Annotated in this window: 16 protein-coding genes and 2 tRNA genes; 8 read left to right on the top strand and 10 right to left on the bottom strand. The window is 73.1% G+C overall.

The genetic code is table 11. The features are described 5' to 3' along the window. Positions 1-69 precede the first annotated feature (69 nt). A tRNA-Lys gene (locus OG556_RS22750) sits at positions 70-143 on the top strand. Positions 144-248: 105 nt separating this feature from the next. Here OG556_RS22750 and OG556_RS22745 read toward each other — a convergent pair. Next, entirely contained in the window at positions 249-1,130 is an 882-nt protein-coding gene (locus OG556_RS22745; protein WP_371518809.1) for an alpha/beta fold hydrolase, read from the bottom strand. Further along, a complete protein-coding gene (locus tag OG556_RS22740; protein WP_371522827.1) occupies positions 1,127-1,864 on the bottom strand; it encodes a DUF998 domain-containing protein in 738 nt (245 codons plus the stop codon). Before OG556_RS22740 ends, OG556_RS22745 begins: the two co-directional genes overlap by 4 nt. Before the next feature lie 202 nt (positions 1,865-2,066). Here OG556_RS22740 and OG556_RS22735 point away from each other — a divergent pair. The 3 genes from OG556_RS22735 to OG556_RS22725 all read left to right on the top strand — a co-directional run bounded on the left by OG556_RS22735 (position 2,067) and on the right by OG556_RS22725 (position 5,973). Further along, positions 2,067-2,140: transfer RNA gene (locus tag OG556_RS22735), tRNA-Lys, on the top strand. 223 nt (positions 2,141-2,363) lie between these two features. Continuing rightward, a complete protein-coding gene (locus OG556_RS22730; RefSeq protein WP_371518808.1) occupies positions 2,364-4,799 on the top strand; it encodes a transglycosylase domain-containing protein in 2,436 nt (811 codons plus the stop codon). A 154-nt stretch (positions 4,800-4,953) separates the two neighbouring features. Beyond that, the gene (locus OG556_RS22725) at positions 4,954-5,973 is read left to right on the top strand and encodes a DMT family transporter (protein WP_371518806.1); all 1,020 of its coding nucleotides are present in this window, start codon (positions 4,954-4,956) and stop codon (positions 5,971-5,973) included. 1 nt (position 5,974) lies between these two features. On the opposite strand, the gene lepB is transcribed toward OG556_RS22725, so the two are convergent. Continuing rightward, the gene (lepB, locus tag OG556_RS22720) at positions 5,975-6,784 is read right to left on the bottom strand and encodes a signal peptidase I (RefSeq protein WP_371518804.1); all 810 of its coding nucleotides are present in this window, start codon (positions 6,782-6,784) and stop codon (positions 5,975-5,977) included. Between the two features lie 155 nt (positions 6,785-6,939). Beyond that, positions 6,940-7,275 carry a chorismate mutase gene (locus OG556_RS22715; protein ID WP_371518803.1) on the bottom strand — a complete coding sequence of 112 codons (336 nt, stop codon included), beginning with the start codon at positions 7,273-7,275 and terminating at the stop codon, positions 6,940-6,942. A gap of 274 nt (positions 7,276-7,549) precedes the next feature. Here OG556_RS22715 and OG556_RS22710 point away from each other — a divergent pair, with 274 nt between their 5' ends. Both OG556_RS22710 and OG556_RS22705 read left to right on the top strand, forming a co-directional pair. After that, on the top strand, positions 7,550-7,975 hold the full coding sequence (locus OG556_RS22710) for an OsmC family protein (protein ID WP_371518802.1): 426 nt from the start codon (positions 7,550-7,552) through the stop codon (positions 7,973-7,975). 678 nt (positions 7,976-8,653) lie between these two features. Next, a complete protein-coding gene (locus OG556_RS22705) occupies positions 8,654-10,603 on the top strand; it encodes a putative bifunctional diguanylate cyclase/phosphodiesterase (RefSeq protein WP_371522825.1) in 1,950 nt (649 codons plus the stop codon). A 97-nt stretch (positions 10,604-10,700) separates the two neighbouring features. On the opposite strand, the gene OG556_RS22700 is transcribed toward OG556_RS22705, so the two are convergent. Beyond that, entirely contained in the window at positions 10,701-11,792 is a 1,092-nt protein-coding gene (locus tag OG556_RS22700) for an LLM class flavin-dependent oxidoreductase (RefSeq protein WP_371518801.1), read from the bottom strand. A 589-nt stretch (positions 11,793-12,381) separates the two neighbouring features. On the opposite strand from OG556_RS22700, the gene OG556_RS22695 reads away from it, so the two are divergent. Both OG556_RS22695 and OG556_RS22690 read left to right on the top strand, forming a co-directional pair. Continuing rightward, entirely contained in the window at positions 12,382-12,969 is a 588-nt protein-coding gene (locus OG556_RS22695) for a VTT domain-containing protein (protein ID WP_350882667.1), read from the top strand. A gap of 385 nt (positions 12,970-13,354) precedes the next feature. Then, positions 13,355-14,635, top strand: coding sequence for a hypothetical protein (locus tag OG556_RS22690; RefSeq protein ID WP_371518799.1), 1,281 nt, complete (start codon positions 13,355-13,357; stop codon positions 14,633-14,635). An 89-nt stretch (positions 14,636-14,724) separates the two neighbouring features. On the opposite strand, the gene OG556_RS22685 is transcribed toward OG556_RS22690, so the two are convergent. From OG556_RS22685 to OG556_RS22665, 5 genes are all read right to left on the bottom strand, one after another. After that, complete coding sequence (locus OG556_RS22685; RefSeq protein ID WP_371518797.1) at positions 14,725-15,630, bottom strand: alpha/beta hydrolase; 906 nt, start codon at positions 15,628-15,630, stop codon at positions 14,725-14,727. Beyond that, on the bottom strand, positions 15,627-16,712 hold the full coding sequence (locus tag OG556_RS22680) for a branched-chain amino acid ABC transporter permease (RefSeq protein WP_371518796.1): 1,086 nt from the start codon (positions 16,710-16,712) through the stop codon (positions 15,627-15,629). Before OG556_RS22680 ends, OG556_RS22685 begins: the two co-directional genes overlap by 4 nt. A 251-nt stretch (positions 16,713-16,963) precedes the next feature. Then, positions 16,964-17,830 carry a branched-chain amino acid ABC transporter permease gene (locus tag OG556_RS22675; protein ID WP_371518795.1) on the bottom strand — a complete coding sequence of 289 codons (867 nt, stop codon included), beginning with the start codon at positions 17,828-17,830 and terminating at the stop codon, positions 16,964-16,966. Continuing rightward, a complete protein-coding gene (locus tag OG556_RS22670) occupies positions 17,830-18,630 on the bottom strand; it encodes an ABC transporter ATP-binding protein (protein WP_371522823.1) in 801 nt (266 codons plus the stop codon). The genes OG556_RS22675 and OG556_RS22670 overlap by 1 nt, the downstream gene beginning before the upstream one ends. A 65-nt stretch (positions 18,631-18,695) precedes the next feature. Further along, entirely contained in the window at positions 18,696-19,508 is an 813-nt protein-coding gene (locus OG556_RS22665; protein ID WP_371518794.1) for an ABC transporter ATP-binding protein, read from the bottom strand. Positions 19,509-19,513 lie beyond the last annotated feature (5 nt).

The raw sequence follows: 19,513 nt of genomic DNA, 5'->3' as shown, positions 1-19,513 counted from the left end.
TGCGGGTGACCACTCGAAAGCGATTCGGCGGATCGACCGGGTGCCGTGTAAAGTTCTCCGAGTCAGCAGGCGCCGCTAGCTCAGTTGGTTAGAGCAGCTGACTCTTAATCAGCGGGTCCGGGGTTCGAGTCCCTGGCGGCGCACATGGCAAGGTCTCAGGCCGCTCACTTCGGTGGGCGGCCTGAGGCGTTTCAGCGGGCGTTTCGGTGAGCGCCTCAGCAGGCGCCCGGCCCCAACGGATGCCCGCCTCAGCCGGTGTCCAGGACGGCGGAGGCCACCGCGTCCGGGCGGTCGAACATCACCAGGTGCCCGGCCGGGGCGGTGGTGCGGTAGTCGGCCCCGAGCAGCGCCGCCAGCTCCCGCTGGCCGGCCAGCCACTCCTCGGTACGGCGGCTGCGGCAGCCGTCGTCGGCGGCGAGCACGGTGACCGGCAGGCCCTCGGGCAGCGGCCGGGTGCGCCGCAGCCCGTCCACCTCGGCGGCCAGGTCGAGGTAGCGCGCGTTCTCCCGCAGCAGGGCTCGCAGGGCCCGGCCGGTGCGGTAGCAGTGCCGCACCAGCGGCGCCGGGGCGAGGTCCTCGCGGCAGACCGTGGACAGCCGGGCCGTCAGCCGGCGGGCGGCCGGGCCGAGCAGGTACGGCACGGCGACGGCGGTGGCGGCGCCCGCGAGCACCCGGGCCGCCAGGTCGCGCGCGTCGGGGGCCGGGTACGGCCGGGCCGCCGGTTCGACGCTGCCGTCCACCAGGACCAGCCCGGCGGCCCGGTCGGGGTGCAGCCGGGCGAAGGCCTCGACGTGGAAGCCGGCCAGCGAGTGGCCGACGACGGTGCAGGGCCCGCGCAGCCCGAGGCCGTCCAGCACCGCGCGGATCCGCTCGGCCTCGCCGGCGGCCGTCGGGGCGGGCCGCCCGGTGGCGGGCTCGGGGCCGCTCAGCCCGTAGCCGGGCCGGTCGAAGCGGACCACGGTGCGGTAGGGCGTGAGGAAGGGGACGACCAGGTCCCAGTCGAACCAACTGCTGCCGAGGCCCCCGGTGAGCAGGCAGACCGGGCCGCTGCCCTCGGTGCGGACGTGCAGCGGGACGCCGTCGACGCGCAGGAAGCGCGCCCGGGTGCGGGGGTCGTCGGGTGCGGTCATGCCGACTCCCGGCCCGGGGGCCGTTCGGCCGGCCGGGGCTCCCGGTACGGCGGAGAGGCGTCCCACCAGGTGGATCCGTCGCCCGGCACCCCCGCGGGGAGGGCCAGGCTCAGCGCCAGGACGGCCAGCCAGAGCGCCACCAGCAGCACCTGGAGCCGCTGGCCGGCCCCGAGCGCCCAGGTGCCGCGCCCGGCCTCGAAGGCGGCGATCGCGGCCAGACTCCAGCCGGTGGCCAGCAGTTCGGCGCCGAGCAGCCAGGGCCCGATCCGGCGCACCGGCGGCCACCAGCCGTAGCGGCGGGCGGCGACGGTGAGCGCGGCCAGCCCGGTGAGCGCACCGAGCATGGCGAGGCTGCTGGTGACGGCGTGCGCGGTGTGGGTCGCGGGGACGAGCCCGGCGGTCTCGCGGGCGGCGCACATCTCGTCGCTGGTGGGGGCGCAGCTGAGCGGCAGCCGGGAGTCGGCGGCGGTCGCCGCGCCGAACAGGGCGAGGGCGGACCAGCCGACCACCGCCCACCCGCGCCGGGCACCGCACGGCCCGGCCTGCCCGCCGGCGAGGGCGGTGACGGCCGCGGCGAGCACACAGAGCCCGGCGACCAGGTCGGTGGCCCGGAACAGGCCGCCCAGCGGCTGGTCCTCGGCCGCGAGTTCGCTGATGTACGCCTGCACCGGGTCGAGTCCGGTGCTCAGCACGACCTCCAGCACCCACGCGGTGTACGCCGTGGCGCTGAGCATCAGCAGCGCGGCGACCGCCTTCCGCGCGTTCGGGTGTCCGGGCTTGGGGCTGGGCACCGTTCCACCCTAACCGGCGGCGAACTGCACCCCAACCGGGCGGAAACGGACACCTCGGCGGCGGGTCGGTTCCCGCGCGGCCGCGGGCGGTTCCGGGCGGTTCGAGGCACCCGCCGGGACCGTGTATTGTTTTCCAGGTCAGCAGGCGCCGCTAGCTCAGTTGGTTAGAGCAGCTGACTCTTAATCAGCGGGTCCGGGGTTCGAGTCCCTGGCGGCGCACAGACATTTGGGGAGCCTCTCGCAGCAGCGAGGGGCTCCTCAATTTTTTGGCCTTCGACGTCCGTTTTGCGTGTGATGTCGGTCTCGATTGCCGTTCCGGTGGAGCCAATCGGCCCGCCCGGCTCGTCCAGGGCAGTAAACCGGAATCGGGACAAAGGTCCCTAACCACCGATGTCCCCGTCCGTGCAGGCTGACCCGGTCCGCCCGCAGGAAAGGCCGCGCCTTGTCCGAGAACGCCCAGAGCGGCCGTCGCACGCCGTCGACAGGCCTCCGCCCGGTCAAACGCTTCAAGCGCGCCGCCCCCGTGACCGGCGGCAGGAAGCCCCGCCGCCCCAAGCGCACCGGCTGGCGCCGGCTGATACCGACCTGGCGGATGAGCCTGCTCGGCCTCGCCGCGGCCCTGCTGCTCGGCGTCGGCCTGTTCGTGCTCGGGGTCACGCTGGTGAAGGTCCCCGACGCGCACGCCGCCGCGACCGCGCAGAGCAACACCTGGCTCTACGCCGACGGCTCCGTGATCACCCGCACCGGCCAGACCAACCGGCAGAACGTCAGCCTGGACAAGGTCTCCCCCGCCGCCCAGCACGCCGCACTGGCCGCCGAGGACCGCAACTTCTACCACGAGGGCGCCGTCAACGTGCAGGGCCTGCTCCGGGCCGCGGTCAACACCGCCAAGGGCGCGGGCACCCAGGGCGGCTCCACGATCACCCAGCAGTACGTGAAGAACACGTACCTGAACCAGAAGCAGTCGGTCACCCGCAAGGTGAAGGAACTGTTCATAGCCATCAAGGTGGACGCCACCGAGAGCAAGGACGACGTCCTCTCCGGCTACCTGAACACCTCCTACTACGGCCGCGGCGCCTACGGCATCCAGGCCGCCGCCCACGCGTACTTCGGCGTCGACGCCTCCGCGCTCAACCCCGCCCAGGGCGCCTACCTGGCCACCCTGCTGAACGCCCCGAGCGCCTACGACGTGGCCACCGCGACCCCGGCCGGCAAGCAGAACGCCGTCAACCGCTGGAACTACGTGCTGGACGGCATGGTCAAGGAGGGCTGGCTCTCCGCCGAGGAACGGTCCGCCACCACCTTCCCGGACGTCAAGGACCCGCAGCCCAACCCGGGCCTGTCCGGCCAGACCGGCTACCTGGTGAACGAGGCCACCCAGTACCTCACCTCGAACCAGGTCATCAGCGAGACCGAGCTCGCCAAGGGCGGCTACACGATCAAGCTCAGCATCGACCCGGCCCGCCAGCAGGCCCTCCAGGACTCCGTCCAGGCGCAGCTGCACGACACCCTGAACCCGGACAAGCGGAAGAAGGACGCGGCCGCCCAGGCCGGCGCCGTCTCCGTGGACCCGAAGACCGGCGCGGTCGTCGCCCTCTACGGCGGCGTCGACTACGTCAAGCACTACGTCGACAACGCGACCCGGCGGGACTACCAGGCCGGCTCGACCTTCAAGGCGATCGCCCTGGCGGCCGCGTTCGAGAACAACGCCAAGACCCAGGACGGCCGGACCGTCACCCCGCGCACCGTCTACGACGGCACCAGCGGCCGCAAGGTCCGCGGCGGCAAGGGCACCCCGTACGCGCCGCCGAACGAGGGCGACCGGAGCTACGGCCAGATCTCCCTCCAGCAGGCCACCGACTGGTCGGTCAACTCGGCGTTCGCCCAGCTGGCCCAGGACACCGGGCTCCAGAAGGTCAAGGACACCGGCATCGCGCTGGGCCTGCCCGGCAGCACCCCGGGCCTCGACCCGGTGCCGTCCATCCCGCTCGGCGCGGCCACCCCGAGCGTCCTCGACATGGCCGGCGTGTACGCGACGCTGGACAACGGCGGCAAGCAGATCACCCCGTGGCTGGTGCAGTCCGTGGACCGCGAGGGCGAGGCCGTCCCGCTGCCCGCGCACAAGACCACCCAGGCGATCAGCGCGGACACCGCGAACCAGGTCACCTCGATGCTCCAGGGCGTGGTGAGCGACCCGGGCGGCACCGGCTGGCGAGCGAAGGCACTGGGCCGCCCGGTGGCCGGCAAGACCGGCACCACCGACGACCAGAAGTCGGTCTGGTTCGTCGGCTACACCCCCGAGCTGGTCACCTCGGTGGGCCTGTTCGGCCAGGATCCGAGCAGCGGGGCCCAGGTCAGCCTGAGCGGCGTCGGCGGGATCGACGGCGCGGCGGGCGGCCAGTTCCCGGCGCAGATCTGGACCAGCTACATGAAGGCGGCGCTCAAGGGCGTGCCGGTCAGCGACTTCCAGACCCCGGCCGACGGCGGCGACTCCTCCGGCGCCACCGATCTGCCGACGGCCCCGTCCTCGCCGAGCAGCACCCCGTCGACCGGGACCGGCTCGAACGGCGCCTCGACCGCCCCCGCGGCGCCGACCACCCCGCCGAGCGACGGCGCCGGGACCGGGGCCGGGGCCGGCTCGGGCCCGACCACGCCGGCCAGCGGCTCGAACTCCGGCGGCGGCGGTGTGACCAGCCCGCCGACCGCGCCCCCGGCCACCCAGCAGCCGACCGCCCCGCCGACGACGCGGCCCACCGGACGGCCCACCGGTCGGCCGACGCCCTCCACCGGCCCGACCACGGCGCCGACCACGCAGCCGACCACCCAGCCCACGGGCGGGCCGGACACGCTCACCGGGGCGGGGGCGAACGCCGGGTAGCGGCGGCGGAGGCCCGGGCGAACCGAGGGGGCGCCCGGGCGGCGCAGGGCCGCGCGCGGGCCGGGTGAGTGCGCCACTGCGCACAGTTCCGTGCAGGACCAAATGACGAAATGGCACCTTACTGAACGCCCGGTACGACTGCCACAATGCGTCGGTGCACAGATCAACGGCCTCGCCCACCCTCCCCACAGGCAGAACCCTCGGCCTCAGCCTCGCGCTGGTCTCCGCGTTCGCCTTCGGCGGCTCCGGCACCGCCGCGAAACCGCTGATCGAGGCCGGCCTCTCACCGCTGCACGTGGTCTGGCTCCGGGTCACCGGCGCCGCCGTGGCCCTGCTCCCCATCGCCTACCGCCACCGGGACGCCATCCTGCGCCGCCCCGGCCTGCTGATCGGGTTCGGCCTGCTCGCCGTGGCCGGCGTCCAGGCCTGCTACTTCGCGGCGATCTCCCGCATCCCGGTCGGCGTCGCCCTGCTCATCGAGTACCTCGGACCGCCGCTGCTCATCGGCTACGTCAAGTTCGTCCAGCGCAAGCCGATCAGCCGGGGCGCCGCGATCGGCGCCGGCGTCGCGGTCGCCGGGCTGGCCTGCGTGGTGGAGGTCTGGAACGGCCTGAGCTTCGACGCGCTGGGCGTGCTCTTCGCCCTCGGCGCGGCCTGCTGCCAGGTCGGCTACTTCGTGCTCGCCGACGCGGGACGCCGGGGCGAGCGCCCGGTCGACCCGCTGGCGGTCAGCGCGTTCGGGCTGCTGATCGGCGCCGTCCTGCTCACCGTCTTCACCCGGCCCTGGCAGGCCGACTGGAGCGCGCTCGGCGGATCCGTGGTGATGAACGGGCACACCCTGCCCGCGCTGCTCCCGGCCGCCTGGATGATCCTGATCGCGACCGTACTCGCCTACCTGACCGGCGTGATCGCCGTCGGGCACCTCTCGCCCCCGGTCGCCGGGGTGGTGGCCAACCTGGAGGCGGTCGTCGCCACCGTGCTGGCCTGGGTGCTGCTCGGCGAGCACCTCGGTCTGCCGCAGATCGCGGGCGGCCTGCTCGTGCTGACCGGCGCCTTCGCGGCGCAGACCGGCAAGCCGGCGGCAGTGAAGGCTGCGGAGGCCGCGGACGCCGGGAGTGCTCCGGACGCCGGGAGTGCTCCGGGCTCGCCGGAGCGGGTCGCCGCCGAGCGGTAGGTCAGCGGCCGACCCAGCCGAACCAGTCGAGGTGGTTGAGCGGCCACACCACGGCCGACACCGGCCCGACCACGTTGTCCACCGGCACGGCCCCGCCCCCGGGACCGCGCTGGTGGTAGCGGGAGTCCGCCGAGTCGCTGCGGTGGTCGCCCTCGACCCAGACGTGGCCCGAGGGCACCGTCACCGGCCCGAAGTCCAGGCCCGCGCAGGAGTCGTCACCTGGGTGCAGGTACGGCTCGTCGACCTTCTTCCCGTCGACGGTCAGCGTGGTGCCCGTGCACTGCACGGTCTGGCCACCGGTCGCGATGACCCGCTTGACCAGGTAGTTGTCGTCCTTCGGCGGCACCAGGCCGACGAAGCTCAGCACCGAGCTGGCCGCGTTGGTGAACGGGTTCGAGTCGACGGGCTGCGGCGGGAGCCAGCCACCCGGATCCTTGAACACCACCGGCTGCCCGGGCTCCGGCTTCCAGCCGGTCAGCGGCGCCAGCTTGTTCACGCCCACCCGGTCGCCGATCCGCAGCGTGTTCTCCATCGAGCCGGACGGGATGGTGAACACCTGGAACAGGCAGGTCTTGATCAGCAGCGCGACCACCAGGCCCACCGCCGCCATCGCCGGGATCTCGATCCACCAGGGCCGGGGCCTGCGCCCGGTCCGCCGGGCCTTGCGGCCGCGCGAACCGCGCGCACGGCGGCGGGCCTCGGCACGGCCTCCGAGCGCGTCGGGGGCGTCGGAAGCACCGGGGCCGCGTCCGGCAGCGGGGGCCGGACCGGACCCGGCATCGCTCGGCGTTTCGGGCAGGTTCACCGCCATCGTCGCTGCTCCACCTCTCCGGCTGGGGGAACCTGCACGCTACGCCAACCCCGGAGCCTCACGAAATCCGGCGTTTAGCCGCCCCCGACAAGTCCGGGCCGGGCGGCGCCGGGGCCGTCCTCGACGGCTCACCACCGACCCCCTCAGGGGTGCTCTCAAGCGCGGGCGATGGCCTCGTGGTGCCGGATGACCTCGGCGATGATGAACGTCAGGAACTTCTCGGCGAAGACCGGGTCCAGCTTGGCCCCGGCGGCCAGCTCCCGCAGCCGCTTGATCTGGTCGCGCTCACGCGCCGGATCGGCCGGCGGCAGCTTGTGCTCGGCCTTGAGCCGGCCGACCCGCTGGGTGGCCTTGAAGCGCTCGGCCAGCATGTGGACCACCGCGGCATCGATGTTGTCGATGCTCTCGCGCAGGCTGGTCAGCTCCGCCCGCACGGCGGCGTCGACCTCGTCCGGCAGGCCTGCGTCAGGGGTCGTGGGGTGGTCCGTCATCGGGGCGGCTCCCGGTGTCTGAAGTGGGCACCCGGCCGTACGACGGCCGGGCTCGGGCCCGGGCAAATCTAACAGGGCCCCCGTGGTGGAGCCGCACCTTTTGGCGGATCAGTCCACAATCCGGACATCGCCCGCGCCGTCCGTCGGCTCGTACCGATCCGGGCCCGCGCCGCCCCGTGCCGCCCCCGGGCCGAACCGGGGCCGCCCCGTAGGCTGGTGCGCGCATGACCGGAAGTGACGACTCAGCAGTCCCTCAGTACTGGAGGTACCGATCGTGGCAACCACCCGCACCGCCCGCACCGCTTGGGAGGGCAACCTGCTCGACGGCAAGGGGCAGGTGACCTTCGCCTCGTCCGGGATCGGCGAGTACCCCGTCTCCTGGCCGGCCCGGGCCGAACAGCCCAACGGCAAGACCAGCCCGGAGGAGCTGATCGCCGCCGCTCACTCCGCGTGCTTCTCGATGGCCCTCTCCCACGGCCTGACCGGCGCCGGCACCCCGCCCGTCAAGCTGGACACCCAGGCCGACGTCACCTTCCAGCCCGGCACCGGCATCACCGGCATCCACCTGACCGTCACCGGCGAGGTGCCCGGACTGGACGAGGCCGACTTCACCAAGGCCGCCGAGGACGCCAAGGCCAACTGCCCGGTCAGCAAGGCGCTCTCCGGCACCACCATCACCCTCACCGCCAAACTGGCCTGACGCCCCGACGGATCCCGACGGATCCCGACGCGCTCCGGCCGCTCCGGGCGCGCGGTCGGCGCCCGGGGGCGCGACCTCGGCGCACGCGCCCCTGGCGCACATCATGTGATGTGCACCGGGGGCGTCTGCATGTACCGCCTCACATGATCACAAAGCGGGCGAATCACCCTGGCGGCGGTCACCGCGCGTTGCCGCCGCGGCCTATGATCGGCCGCAGCGCCCTGTTCTTCACGCGGGTCTCCGCGCGACAGCGCCCCACGGCGGGCGCCCCGCACCGGACCGACTCCGAGGACCTCGACAGAGTGCGGAGCCGGCCGCCGGAGTCCCGATTGGCCGGCCGGACCAGCATCCAGCGTCAGCAGCGGACGGGAGCATGCCGTGCCGGGCCAGAACGAGGGGGCCGACGCACACCACCCGGGCGTGCGGCACGAGGAAACACCGCACCACCGTCACCTCACAACACCCCTCCTGGGCCCGAACATCGGCACCGTCGGTCCGGCTGGTCCGGCTGGTCCGGTCGGTTCGATCAGCCCGGTCGGTCCGGTCGGCATCGCCGGTTCCGTCACGGCCGTCGGTGCTGTCCCGGCCGACGGCCGGGCCCTCGACACGGCGAGTGCGGCGAGTACGAGTGCGGCAAGTGCGGCAAGTGCGGCGGGAACCGTGCTGGACGACCCCGGGATGCTGCTCTGCCCCACCTGCTCGGCGCCGCTGACCGACGGCACCCACCGGAGCACCGTCGCCGGCCCCGGCCAGGACAACGGCGGGAACGACCGGCTGCTGGCCGCGCTGCGGGCCAGCGAATCCCGCTTCCGGGCCGCCTTCTGCGACGCGGTCATCGGGATGGCCCTGATCGACCCCGAGGACCGGATCATCGAGGTCAACCCCGCCTTCGCCGCCCTGATCGGACGCGGCGTCGGCGAACTGGTCCGCACCCACCTGTACGAGATCATCGATCCGGAGGGCATGCCGCACCGGCTCTTCCCCGAGCTCGTCCACGGCGAGCGGGAGCGGTTCCGCGTGGAGAAGCAACTCAAGCACCGCGAGGGCCGCACCGTCTGGAGCAAGGTCACCGTCTCGCTGATCCGGGACGGCGCCGGCCAGCCGCTCTACACCCTCGCGCTGGTGGAGGACATCACCGAGCAGCGCCGGCTCGGTGACCGCCTGGAGTACCAGGCCCTGCACGACCCGCTGACCCGGCTACCCAACCGGACGTCCTTCTTCGAACGGCTCGACGCCGCCTGCGTCACGGCCACCGGGGCCACTGGGGCCACCCCGACTGCCGACCCCGCCGAGGCTCCCGGCACCGCCGACCCCGCCGGCACCGGCGACACCGTCCTCGCACCGGCGGACGGGCGTCGGGTAGGCGTCTGCTACCTGGACCTCGACGGCTTCGCGGCGATCAACGAGACACTCGGGCACCACATCGGCGACCAGTTGCTGATCGCCGTCGCCGCCCGGCTGCGCCGCGGGTTCTCCGAGCACGACGCCCACCTGGTGGCCCGGATGGGCGGTGACGAGTTCGCCGTCCTGGTCACCGACAGCCGGGGCAGCGACCAACTGACCGACCTGGCCGCCCGCATCCTCCAGGAACTGGAACACCCCTTCGACGTCGCCGGACACCGGCTGGTCATCACGGCCAGCGTCGGCGTCGTCGAACGGTCCGTGCACGAGACCACCCCCACCGACCTGGTCAAGGACGCCGACGCCACGCTCTACTGGTCCAAGGCCGACGGCCGCGCCCGCTGGACCCTCTACGACCCGGACCGCGGCGCCCACCAGCTGACCCGCCAGCTCCTCGCCACCGCACTGCGGCCCGCCCTGGAGCGCGGCGAGTTCACCGTCGAGTACCAGCCGCTGGTCGGCCTGGCCGACGGAGCCGTCCACGGCGCGGAGGCCCTCGTCCGCTGGCGCCACCCCCGCTACGGGACGCTCTCGCCGGACCGCTTCATCCCTCTCGCCGAGGAGACCGGCGCGATCGTGCCCCTCGGCACCTGGGTGCTGGAGGAGTCCTGCCGCCAGGCCCGGCAGTGGCTCACCGAGTTCCCCGAGACCGAGACCTTCGTGAGCGTCAATCTGGCCGCCCGCCAGATCTGGGACTCCGACGTGGTCGCCGACGTCGCCCGCGCCCTCGAACGCACCGGGTTGCCGGCCCGGCTGCTCCAGCTGGAGATCACCGAGAGCGCCCTGCTCGGCCCCGGCGGACGGCCGTTGCAGGCGCTCCAGGCCCTCGCGGACATGGGCGTGCGGATCGCGATCGACGACTTCGGCACCGGCTACTCCAACCTGGCCTACCTCTCCCGGCTGCCGGTGCACGTCCTGAAGCTCGACGGCACCTTCATCGAGGGGTTCCGCGACCCGGCCCCGACGACGAACCCTTCGGACCTCCCCGAGCTCGGCTCCCGCCGCAGCGACGCCGACGAGCAGATCGTGGGCGCGATGGTGCAGCTGGCCCACACCCTCGGCCTGACCGTCACCGCCGAGGGCATCGAGAGCGCCGCGCAGGCCGAACGGCTGCGGCTGACCGGCTGCGACACCGCCCAGGGCTGGTACTTCGCCCGGCCGGGCGAGGCCGAGCTCGTCGCCGCCATACTCCGCGAGGGCCGCCCCGGCCCGGACACCAGCCGGTAACCGGGGTCGGTCCGGCCGGACCCGCTGCGGGCCCGGCGGCCGGGCCGCTCCGTTCAGACCTCCCGCGTTCAGACCTCCCGCGCTCAGGCCTCGGCCGTCAGACTTCCGCCGTCAGGCCGTACGCCTCGGCGATCAGGCCGTAGGAGCGGAGCCGGGCCTCGTGGCCGTGGATGTGCGAGGTGACCATCAGCTCGTCGACGCCCGTCCGCTTGCGCAGGGCCTCCAGCCCGTCCGCGACCTCGCCCGGGGCGCCGAGCACCACGTTGTCGAGCCAGCTGTCGATGAACTCCGCCTCGGCCGGGCTGTACGGGTAGGCCTCGGCCTCCTCCGGGGTGGGGATCGGGCCGGGGTTGCCGCGCCGCAGCCGGAGCATGCCGAGGGCCGCGGAGCGGGCGAGGCGACGGGCCACGCCCTCGTCCTCGGCGGCGACCGCGCTCACACCGATCAGCGCGTAGGGCTCGGCGAGCACCGCGGAGGGTCGGAAGGACTCCCGGTAGAGGTCGAGCGCCGGGATGGTGTTGACGCTGCTGAAGTGGTGGGCGAAGGCGAACGGCAGGCCGAGGCGGCCGGCCAGCTGGGCGCTGAAGCCGGAGGACCCGAGCAGCCAGACCGGCGGGCGCCCGTCGCCCTGGGGGACGGCGGTCAGCTGGGCGTAGGGGTGGCCGGAGGGGAAGTCGCCGTCGAGGAAGTGGGTCAGCTCGGCGAGCTGCTGCGGGAAGTCGTCGGCTCCCTCGGCGCGGCCGCGGCGCAGCGCCCGGGCGGTGGCCGGGTCGGTGCCGGGGGCGCGGCCGAGGCCCAGGTCGATCCGGCCCGGGTGCAGGGCCTCCAGCAGGCCGAACTGCTCGGCGATGGCCAGCGGGGCGTGGTTGGGGAGCATCACCCCGCCCGAGCCCAGTCGCAGGGTCGTGGTGTTGGCGCCGAGGTGGGCGAGCAGGACGGCCGGGGTCGAGCTGGCCACTCCCGGCATTCCGTGGTGCTCGGCCACCCAGAAGCGGTGGTAGCCCCACTGCTCGGCGTTGCGGGCCAGCGCGGTGGTCGCGGCCAGGGCCTCGGCGGGCGTGTAGCCGACGCCCACGGTCGCCAGGTCGAGGATGGAGAGCGGGGCGGGCGCCGTGCCGCGGGCGGTGCCCCGGATCGCCGCGCCGGTCCGCGGTTCGGTCGGGTGCTCCTGCTGGTCCTCGGTGGTCATGCCGTCCGCCCTTCTGGCTTTCGTGAGCCGGCCCTGGTGGGCGACCGCGGGTCTCGGGTGGCCCGGCGGTCGCTGCTGCCGACCGGGGTCAACCACCGCGCCGGGCCGGCTGTTCCCGCACCCGGCACGTTCCGGCCTGCGCGCCGGCCTCGCTCCGGACTCGTTCCGGCCCCGTTCGGCGTCGGCGGGCGCGGCCCGGTACGGTGCCGCCGACCGACCGTTCGGATGACGGAGAGCCAGCGCGCGGACACGCCTGGCGACTTCACGCCAGCGCCGGAAGTCGCCAGGCGGAGGGCTCGCGGCCGGCGGTCGGCGTCCGGCAGGCTGGCGGACAGGACCGGATCGCCCAACAGGATCCGCGTTCCGCCAGCAAGATCGTCGGGCTGGACCAGCGCCGATCGATCCCCGCGAGCCCCCGGAGCGGCACCCCGCCCCGGGGGCTCGCGCCTTTGCGCAGGTCGGGGCCGGGGTCTGTGACCCATGGCATACCGGGGTGCTTCATGGCATGAAAAGTCGAGGCGCTAGCGTTGACCCTCAGCAGCCACCTGCTCCCCCGGGCGGCGTGGAGGGAGTACAGGCCTTGAACTTCGTGGCGGCGATCGGATCCTCGTGGATCTGCGCCCTGGCGCTCTTCGCCGTGCTCGGAGACGCCCTCCTCCCCTTCATCCCCAGCGGGACACTGGTCATTCTGGCGGTGCTCAAGACTGCGCGGATCGACGGCGCCCCGGTGCTGCTCGGCCTGGGTGTGGCAGTGGCCTCGTTCCTCGGCGACCTCCTCCTCCTGCACCTCGCCCGGCGCGGTGCCCCGCTGCTCCAGCGCCGGCTCGCCCAGCGCCCGGAACTGGCGGCCAGCGTGACCAGGGTCCAACAGGCCCTGGTCGAACGTCCCCACGGGGCAGCCGCGGCCATGGTGGTGGTCGCCCGGTTCGTCCCGGCCGGGCGGACCGTCCTGGACGTGGCCATCGGCCACTCCCCCGCCCACCCGCACCGATTCCTGCACTGGTCGGCGCTGGCGGCGCTGGTCTGGGCCGCCTACATCGTGACGCTGGGCTGGCTGAACAGCCACTGGTTCGACACCGCCTGGCTGAGCCTCGCGGTGTCCTGCACCGCCGCCACCATCGTCAGCACCGCGATCGCGCGAATAGTGCGCCGCAACCGGCGGCTCGCCGCACTCTGACCGCTGCGCCTCGGCCAGCGCCCCCGGCCCCGGACACCCAGCTCCCTCGCCACGCCCCCACCGCACCCTCGCCATCGGCGGGCTCTGCCCGGACGGGCGACGAGTCGCACCGAGCGCTGACGAACTCTGACCCGCCCCGCCGGACCGGCGGTACCGTACTCCCCTGGCGGCGCGAGGAGCGAAGCGTCACAGGACGGCAACAGACGACGAATCCTTGCAGCCCAGCCCGGTCCCGCTGACGTGTTGACTCTCGTAGAGGGTCAACGGCCTTGGTGGCCACTGTGGCCACATGGCATGCTAACGGCGGAAAATTCATCAATTGCCCGATTTGACCGGTGCGGCCCCGGGCCGCCCTCACCACCGGCATCGGCACCCAGGGGAGACCATGACCAGCATCTCGCGCAGGACGGTGCTCAGTGCGACCGCTGCGACCGCGGCCCTCGGCGCGGTCGCGGCCTGTTCCAGCAGCGGATCCGGTTCGAGCCAGAACTCCTCCTCCCCCACGACCGGCGGCAGCCCCGGCACCACCCCGGCGGGCACGACCGACCCGACCACGACGGGGGTGCCCAAGGGCACTCCGATCGGCGACGGCTCCAACGCCGACACCGGCCCGCAGCCGAACCAGCCGAAGCCCGAGAAGCTCAAGCCCGGCGAGCGGCCGCCGCAGTTCGTGGTGTTCTCCTGGGACGGCGCGGGTGGCACCGACGACGGCCAGTTCCCCCGCTTCCTCAAGCTGGCGGAGCAGTACAAGGCCACGATGACCTTCTTCCTCTCCGGGATCTACGCCCTGCCCAAGGGCAAGGCCGACCTGTACCACCCGCCGAAGCACTCGGTCGGTGCCTCCGACATCCCGTACCTGTCGGACGGCGCGGTCAAGAGCACGCTCAAGCTCGTCAGCCAGGCGTGGCTGGCCGGGCACGAGATCGGCACCCACTTCAACGGGCACTTCTGCTCCAGCCGCCCGGACAAGAACGGGGTCAACATGTGGACCCCGGAGGACTGGCAGAGCGAGATCGACCAGGCGATCGGCTTCGTGACCCAGTGGCGGACCAACACGGGCTTCACCGACGTCGACCCGCTGCCTTTCGACTACAAGAAGGAGCTCATCGGCGGCCGCACTCCCTGCCTGGAGGGCCAGAAGGCGCTCCTGCCGACGGTCGCGAAGCTGGGCTGGAAGTACGACGCCAGCTCCTCCGGCGGCCTGCAGATATGGCCGCAGAAGGTGCAGGACGGCAAGGTCTGGGACTTCCCGCTGCAGTCCATCCCGTTCCCCGGGCACACCTTCCAGGTGCTGTCGATGGACTACAACATCCTGGCCAACCAGTCCGCGGGCAGCACCAAGGGCGACCCGTCCAAGTACAACGACTGGCGCACCCAGGCCAAGGACTCCTACCTGGCCGGCTTCGACCGCGCCTACAACAGCAACCGTGCGCCGTTCTTCATCGGCAACCACTTCGAGCAGTGGAACGGCGGCATCTACATGGACGCCGTCGAGGAGACCCTCAAGACCATCGCGGGCAAGCCGGACGTCCGGCTGGTCTCCTTCAGGCAGCTGGTCGAGTGGCTGGAGGTGCAGGACCAGTCCACCCTGCGCAAGCTGCGCACGCTCAATGTCGGCCAGGCGCCGAGCGGCGGTTGGGAGACCTTCCTCGGCGCCGCGGGCTGAGACGGGCGGACCGAGCAGGGCAGAACGAGACGGGCGCGGCCGGCGGGGTGGACGGACCCCGCCGGCCGCCGTCGTCGGGGCCGGGCCCGCTACCCCGCGGCGATGACGTCCGCGAGCAGGCCGCGGACGATGCGCTCGGCCCCCGGCTCTCCCCAGAGGATCGAGTAGTGGTTGGTGTCCGGCACCAGCGAGGCCGGCACCCGCTCCTGGTCCAGCCCGGCCAGTCCGATCCGCTGGTGGTCGTAGAGGCCCTGGGGCTCGTCGAGCAGGCCGCGCTCGGCCCAGAGCAGTTCGGCCGGGCAGGGCAGTCGGTGCACGGCGGTGGCCGCGTCCTGGTCCAGCAGGACCTGGGCACCGTCGGTCTGTACGGCCTCCAGCACGCAGGAGGAGCGCAGTTCGGGCTCGACGCCGACCAGGTCGCGCTGGGTGTAGGCGTCGATCTCCGCCGACCAGGACGTTCCGAAGGCCGGGTGCCGCTGCCAGAACTCCCGGTAGGCGTCCCGGTCCGGGAAGGTCATCGACAGCCGGGCCAGCGCGGGGCCGAGCACCGCGGCCAGCGCGTCCTCTTCACTGATGCCCTCCGGCAGCGGGAAGCTCAGCGCGCCGTCCACCAGCAGCACCCGGCGGACGAGTTCCGGGTGCCGGACGGCGGCCAGGGCGGTGACCCAGGCGCCCATCGAGTGGCCGACCACGGTGGTCGGGCCCGTACCGAGGGCCGTGATCAGCGCGGCCACGTCGTCGGCGTGCCGGGCCAGCCCGTACGGCCCGGCGACCGCGCGGCTCCCGCCGCGCCCCCGCAGGTCGGGCGCGAGCAGGGTGACCCGCCCGGCGAGTTGGCGGGCGACCTCGTACCAGGCGAGGCCGTTGGCGGTGATGCCGTGCACCGCCACGACCGTCGGGGCGCCCGGCTCGGCGGCAGGCCAGCGCAGGACCGCCAGTTCCCCTCCGGGCACGGCGACGGTCAACTCCTCGGGCTTCAGGGGCGACTGGCTCACGCGGGGGTACCTCCGGTGGGACGGGCGGTCCGGGCGGCGGCCGGAGTGCGGACCGCACGGGCGGATCGGGCGGCGCGGATGCGGGCAGGCAGTCTAGCCAGGCCACCGGGCAGCAGGTAGACCACCGCGACGAACAGGGTGCCCAGCAGGAACAGGGGTTGGGAGAGCGGCACCCGCAGGACCGCGGGCAGGTCCGCGATCGTCGTCGAGTTGGCGAGGTCGCCGAGCCGGTGGCCGGCCCAGGTGTAGAGGACACCGCCGAGCAGCGGACCCCAGCGAGTCCCCGAGCCGCCGAGCACCACCATCACCAGCAGGGCGAGCGTGGCGTCGGAGCCGGCGGCCTGCGGGGTGGCGCCGCCGGTCAGCAGCAGGTAGACCACCCCGCCCAGCCCGGCGAGGCCGCCGGCGAGGACGAAGGCGACCAACTTGTAGCCGTAGGGCCGCAGTCCGAGCACCTCCACCCGGCGCTCGTTCTCCTTGATCCCCTCCCAGACCCGGCCGGTCGGCGAGTTGACGGCCCAGTGGACCACGGCGACCGTCAGCACCAGGTAGCCGACGGCGATCCAGTAGAGGTTGGCGGTGTTCTCGATCCCGAGCAAGCCGGAGGGCAGCAGGTCGGCCGGGGCGGAGCGGCCCTCCTCGCCGCCGGTGACGCCACCGGGGTTGCGCTGGACGAGGATCGAGCCGGCCTGGGCGAAGGCGAGGGTGACCATGGAGAAGCCGATGCCGGTGACGCGGAGGCTGACCGAGCCGAGCAGCAGGGCCAGCGCGACGGTGCAGGCGACGCCGAAGACCGCCGCGGCGGCGAACGGCAGTCGCAGTTCCAGCATGCCGAGGTCGGTGGCGTAGAGGCCGGTCGCGAAGTAGAGGGCGTGGCCGAAGGAGAGCAGTCCGGTGCGGCCGAGCAGGAGGTCGTAACCGGAGGCGAGGGCCCCGTAGAGCAGGCACAGGGCGAGCAGTTGCAGGCTGCCGGGGCTGCCGAGCGGGCCGTCGAGCAGTCCCGGGACGGGAAGCGCACTATATGGGGCGACAAGGAGCGTGATCAGTAGGGCGATCGGCCACCAGCGTAGCGCTCTGTGCATCAATGTCCAGCGATTAGTGACTGAATCACCTGTTCGATGGATGGCGCCGAGGTCGGTCGTGTGTTCACAATGGGTCCCGGCAAGGCTGGTGTCAGTCCCCCTTGCCACAGTGACGGTGTTGGCGGAGCTGGCGTCAGTCCCCTCTGCCAACATGGCGGTCATGGCAGGGCTGGTGTCAGTCCCCCCTGCCATGGCGGCGGCGCTGCGGTCGGCCGCGGGGCCACCGGTGCTCGTGATCGGAGTTTCGGCGCTCACGCGAGCCTCCCGGTGAGTCCACGGGGTCGGACGAGAAGCAGCACGGCGAGCAGGACGACGACCGAGAGGTCGCCGAGCCCGGCGCCGGTGTAGTAGTTGGCGAACTGCTGGACGAGACCAACGCCCACGGAGGCGACGGCGGCCCCGGTGACGGAGCCCATGCCGCCCATCACCACGACGACGAAGGCGAAGATGAGCAGCCCGGTCCCCTGGCCGGGATTGACCGAACCGAAGTAGAGGCCACCGAGGGCACCGCCGAGCGCGGCGGCCGCCCCGCCGATGGCGAAGACGAGGGTGAACGCCTTCCGGACGTCGATACCGAGCGCCGTGACCATCGCCCGGTCCTCGACGCCGGCCCGGACGATCAGCCCGTAGCGGGTACGGGCGAGGAACAACCGAAGAGCGAGCAGCAGCAGCACGGCCGCGGCCACGAGCACGAAGCGGTTGACCGGGACGGTCGCACCGAGCACGTGCCAGGTGCCGGAGAGCATGGCCGGTTGGGGGAAGGGGCGGGCGTCCGCGCCCCAGATCCCCATCAGGAGGGCGGGCACGGCGAGCCCGACCCCGACGGTGGCGAGGATCTGATCGCGCGGCCGGCTGTAGAGCGGGCGGATCAGGAAGAGCTCCAACAGGACGGCGGCGGCCGTTCCGACCAGGGTGCCGAACGGCACCGCGAGCCAGAAGGAGAGGCCGGCCTCGGTGCCTGCCCACCAGGTGGCATAGGCGCCGATGGAGAGCAGGGCGCCGTGCGCGAAGTTGAGCACGTCCATCAGACCGAAGATCAACGACAGGCCGGAGGCGACCAGGAAGTACAGCGCACCAAGACCGAGTCCGGTACAGGAGAGGAGGACGACGGTGTCCATCAGGGCTTCACCTCCGCGGTGACGACAGGGGTGGCCGGAGAAGCGGCGGGCCGGGGTCCGCCGGCGAGCGGGTGACGGGAGCCGACGCCGAGCAGGCGGCGGGCGGCCTCCTCGTCGGCCAACAGCTCGGCGGTGTCGCCCCGGTGGGCGGTACGGCCGTCGGCCAGGACGGCGCAGGTGCCGGCCAGCCGTCGGACGAGGGCGAGGTTCTGCTCGACCAGGAGAACGGGCACGGCCTCGGCCGCTCGCGCCAGCACCTCGGCCACCTCGGCGACGATCTTCGGCGCCAGACCTTTGGTGGGCTCGTCGGCGATGATCAACCGGTTGCGGTTGAGCAGCGTCCGGCCTATCGCCACCATCTGCTGCTGGCCGCCGGAGAGCGTCCCGGCCAACTGGCCGGCCCGCTGCTTGAGTTCGGGGAAGAGCTCGTGGACGAGCGGATAGTTCGGCTCCTCCGCCTCGCTCCCACCCCGGACGGCGCGCTCGGCGAGGCGGAGGTTCTCGGCGACCGTCAGGCTGGCGAAGATCCCCCGGTCCTCGGGGGCGTAGCCGATGCCATGACGGACCACCAGGTGTGTGGGAAGGGAGGCGAGTTCGGCACCGGAGAAGCGGATGCTTCCGGTGCGTGGCACCAGGCCCATCACGGCCTTGACGGTGGTGGTCTTGCCGGCGCCGTTGCGGCCGAGGAGCGCGGTGACCCCTGCGGGGGCCACGTCGAGGTCGACGCCGTGCAGGATGTGCAGCCCGCCGATGACCACCCGCAGATCGCGAACGGAGAGAAGAGGGGCGGCAGGAGGCATAGGCACGGCCACAGAGGCAGCGGCAGAGGTGGAGGTGGAAACGGGCGAGGAGAACGGAGAGGAGGTCACAGCGCCTCGCCCAGGTAGGCCTGTTGCACGGTCGGGTCGGCCATCACGGCCTCGGGGGTGTCCAGCGCGAGCAGCGTGCCGTGGTGCATCACCGCGAGGCGGTCGGCCAGCCCGAGCAGGACGTCCATGTGGTGCTCGACCATCAGGACGGTCCGGCCCAGGTCGCGGTGGACGGACCGGATCAGCTCGGTGAGGGCCGGTACCTCCTCGGCGCTGACCCCGGCCATCGGCTCGTCCAGCAGGATCAGCCGCGGATCGGAGACGAGGAGGACGGCCAGTTCCAGTTTGCGCTTCTCGCCGTGCGAGAGCGCGCCCGCCAAGGTGTCCGCACGGTGGGTGAGTTCGGTGCGGTGGAGAGTCTCGGCCAGCTGCCCCTGGTACCGGTCGGCACGGCGCCAGAGCCGGTACGAGGCGCGCGGTCCGGCCGCCGCCTGGGCGGCCAGTCGGACGTGGTCGGCGACCGTCATCCCCGGCCACAGGGAGGAGGTCTGGAAGGTGCGGCCGAGGCCGCGGCGCGCCCGGGTGTGCACGGCCTCGGCGGTGACGTCCACGCCGTCGAGGTGGAGGCTGCCGTGGGTCGCCGGATAGATGCCGGAGATCAGGTTGAAGAGGGAGGTCTTGCCGGCGCCGTTGGGGCCGATGAAGGCGATGAACTCGCCTTCGCCGACCGAGAAGGAGACGTCCTCGACGATCGGCACCCCGCGGACGGACCAGCCGAGTCCGTCCAGCCGCAGCACTGCGGCGGGCGAGACCGTGGCCGAGGCCGGGGAACCGGCCGGGGAAGGAGTGGGGGCGGCGGGAGCGGGCATCGGGA

The organism is Kitasatospora sp. NBC_01300 (assembly GCF_041435235.1).
Taxonomy (GTDB): Bacteria; Actinomycetota; Actinomycetes; order Streptomycetales; family Streptomycetaceae; genus Kitasatospora.
Note: the sequence above shows the minus strand (reverse complement) of the source record. Positions and strands in the feature narration are given on the sequence as shown.